The sequence below is a fragment of the Chthoniobacter sp. genome (genome assembly GCF_040003245.1).
Taxonomy (GTDB): Bacteria; Verrucomicrobiota; Verrucomicrobiia; order Chthoniobacterales; family Chthoniobacteraceae; genus Chthoniobacter.
On record NZ_JBDUCX010000403.1, the window covers coordinates 1 to 3,012 of the forward strand.

The 3,012-nt window shown below is 62.0% G+C and carries 3 protein-coding genes and 1 pseudogene; 3 read left to right on the plus strand and 1 reads right to left on the minus strand.

Going from position 1 to position 3,012, the window contains the following annotated elements:
• The first annotated feature begins 75 nt into the window (after positions 1-75).
• The 3 genes from ABJF10_RS30255 to ABJF10_RS30265 all read left to right on the plus strand — a co-directional run bounded on the left by ABJF10_RS30255 (position 76) and on the right by ABJF10_RS30265 (position 2,675).
• Entirely contained in the window at positions 76-693 is a 618-nt protein-coding gene (locus ABJF10_RS30255) for a papain-like cysteine protease family protein (protein WP_348548321.1), read from the plus strand.
• A gap of 61 nt (positions 694-754) precedes the next feature.
• The gene (locus tag ABJF10_RS30260; RefSeq protein WP_348548322.1) at positions 755-1,534 is read left to right on the plus strand and encodes a glycosyltransferase family 2 protein; all 780 of its coding nucleotides are present in this window, start codon (positions 755-757) and stop codon (positions 1,532-1,534) included.
• 124 nt (positions 1,535-1,658) lie between these two features.
• Positions 1,659-2,675, plus strand: coding sequence for a YHYH protein (locus ABJF10_RS30265; protein ID WP_348548323.1), 1,017 nt, complete (start codon positions 1,659-1,661; stop codon positions 2,673-2,675).
• A 7-nt stretch (positions 2,676-2,682) separates the two neighbouring features.
• Here the strand turns inward: ABJF10_RS30265 and ABJF10_RS30270 are convergent.
• A pseudogene (locus ABJF10_RS30270) lies at positions 2,683-3,012 on the minus strand (hypothetical protein); the annotation flags it as partial.

Consider the following 3,012-nt stretch of genomic DNA (forward strand, 5'->3'; position numbering starts at 1 on the left):
ACTCATCGTTTTTGAGTTTACGATGCGGAAGGCGGCTTGAGTGGACGGACGAAACCCGGCATCATCCGGCCCGCGATGAAATCCTTGCTGTGCACCCTCATGATATTCGGCTTCGTCGCCGGCGTCTGCCGGGCGGACATGGATCAAATCTCACCCGGCTATTTTGTCGCCGGTGTGCGCTCGGTGGAGTTTGAGTTTTCCGCCGCGCCGGAGATGGGTGGCCGCCAGCGGCAGGCCAACTGGTGCTGGGCGGCGTGTGTGCAGATGGTGTTGAATTACCACGGGCTGCGCGTCCGCCAGGAAGACGTCGTGCAGCGTATCTTCGGTGGTCAGGTCGATGCTCCCGGGCAGCCCCAACAGATACTTGCGGCCTTGAGCGGGTGGGCACCGGATGTGCGAGGGCGCTACTCTGCCATCCAAGCGTCGCCGTATGTTCTCCAAGGCTCCGACATCGTTCGCGACCTCGCCTACAAGTGGCCGCTCATCGTCGGTTTGCGCAATGCCGATGGTGGTGGGCATGCCCTCGTCTTGACCGCGGTTTATTACCACGTGGCGCCGAACAACCAGCCGATCTTCGAGAAGGTCATTCTGCGCGACCCCTGGCCGTCGAATCCCAGCCGGCAGGAGCTGTCGTGGCAGGAATTCGTGCAGCGCGTCGGCTTTATGGCGCGGGTTTCGGTGCAAAGGCAGTAGGCATCCGCCGCATGAGAACGGGCTTGGCTGGCTGCCTTGCGCGAGCCACGCTCGGCAGTCCATGGCCGGTCTGCCGCTGAATCTTTCCATCGCTGTTATTTCCCTGAACGAGGAAAGCAACCTGCGCCGCTGCCTGCAAAGCGCGGCGGACCTGGCGCGTGAAATCGTGGTTGTGGACTCGGGCTCGACGGACAAGACGTGCGACGTGGCGCGGGAATTCGGCGCGCGGGTGCAGCATCAGGATTACCTCGGACAGCGTGACCAGAAGAATGTCGCCGTCACGCTTTGCACGATGCCATGGGTGCTCATGCTCGATTGCGACGAAGAGCTTTCGCCGGAGCTGAAGACGGCGATCATCACCTTTTTCGAAAGCGGCGATGCCGACCGTTACGTCGGCGCGAAGATGGCGCGCAAGGTCTGGTTCATGGGTCGCTGGATCATGCACGGCGACTGGTATCCCGACCGCAAGCTGCGCCTCTTCCGCCGCGACAAGGGCCGCTGCGGCGGCAACGCCGCACATGACAAAGTGGAAATTGAGGGTCCCGTCACCACGCTGCACGGGGACCTGCACCACTACTCGTTCCGCGACATGGGGCACTACGTCAGCAAGATCAACTCGTTCGCGGACGCCTTCCTCGAAAAACAGAAGAGCGAAGGCGCACACTGGTCGCTCGCCGCCACCTTGTTTCGTCCTTGGTGGCGCTTCTTCCGCGCGTATGTGCTGCGTCGCGGTTTTCTCGACGGTTTCCCCGGCCTATGGATCGCTGTGGCGACGGCGTTCTTCGCCTTCGTGCGTTACAGCCGGAAATACGAGGACGAGGCGACGGCAAAGAACGATTAACTAACACCCGGCCAAAGAGAGGCTGAAGGGCGTCACGTAGAGACGCGCGGACTTTTACCATTGCTTAACAATTTTCGGCGTTACTGGTGCACAGGCGCGGCGTTCATTCAGTGAACTTCGCGTCATGAAAATTATGCCCCCGCTTCCCCCATTTGTATTTCGATTCTCGGTGCGCGTCGCCGCGCTCGCGGCCACCGCTGTCGTCGCGTGGGCGCACTCCGACGATCCCGGTGACAATCCGCCCGGCTTCTTCGAGCCGATTGCCTACGGTCTGCCGGACAGTCGTGTGACCATCCGCGAGGAAGGCGCGATGCGCATCATTGAGTCGAACGCCATCCCGAATCACGAGACAGGACCTTTCCCGAATCCCGGCAACCCCAATTCGATTCGTGCGCAGAGCATTCATTACGAAGTTCCTTTGCATCCGACGGAGGCGTCCATGTTCACCGAGGCCGGCCACATGATCTTTGGCGTCGCGATCAATGGCGTGAGCTTCGACCCGGCCACCGCGGAGTTCTGGCGTCGCGACTTCCGGTCGATCTGGAATGAAGAAGCCATCTACAAGGGTCGCGGGCAACTCGGGATGGATTGGAGCAACGCCCACGTGCAACCCACCGGCGCCTATCACTATCACAGCATCCCGATCGGCCTCATCAAACAGCTCCACGCCGAAAGCAGCATGGTGCTCGTGGGCTGGGCCGCGGATGGCTTTCCCATCTACGGACCGCTCGCTTATCAAGACGCCGGCAACGCCCGGAGTCCGCTCACGAAAATGAGGTCGTCCTATCGGCTCAAGAGCGGCAGCCGCCCCGGCGGGGAGAGCGGCCCCGGTGGTACCTACGATGGAAAATACACGCCGGACTACGAGTACATCGCCGGCTCCGGCGATCTCGATGAAGCCAATGGACGGCACGGCGTGACGGCGGAATTCCCCGGCGGGATCTACTACTACGTCACCACGGCCGAGTTCCCCTTCGTCGCGCGTAAATATCGCGGGACACCGGACAACAGCTTCCGCCATGGCCCACCCGGTGGCGGGCCTGGAGGTCCGGGTGGTCCCGGCGGGCCAGGTGGTCCGAGACCAGGAGGTCCGGGTCGCTTCGGTCCACCCCCAGGCTTCCCACCGCCACCTCCCATCTAGTGTCTCCTTACGCCGAAGCGCTCAGCATTTTCAAATCCGCCCGCTTCGTTTCGTAGGATTCGCTGAACGCGAGCACACTCTTGTCCGGCTCGATCCCTTCGGCGCGGCACCAGTCGAGATACAAATCCGGCCACCAGTTGCGATGCTGCGTCAGCCCTTCGTCCTTCCATTGCTTCCAGCCGATCAGCACCTTCGACCACGCGCGATCGCCCCATTCGACCGCTTCCTTCGGATTTTCAAATTGCGACACGTACCAGTCGCGCCCCACGCGCGCGTGTAGCACTTCATCCGCCCAGTCGTAGTCCTGGAACAGCGACGAGAGCACATTGTGCGCGGC

What these genes read in the sequence shown, in the direction of transcription:
- ABJF10_RS30260 (WP_348548322.1), top strand. Translation starts at nt 755, where the DNA reads ATGGCCGGTCTGCCGCTGAATCTTTCCATCGCTGTTATTTCCCTGAAC.
- ABJF10_RS30255 (WP_348548321.1), top strand. Translation starts at nt 76, where the DNA reads ATGAAATCCTTGCTGTGCACCCTCATGATATTCGGCTTCGTCGCCGGC.
- ABJF10_RS30265 (WP_348548323.1), top strand. Translation starts at nt 1,659, where the DNA reads ATGAAAATTATGCCCCCGCTTCCCCCATTTGTATTTCGATTCTCGGTG.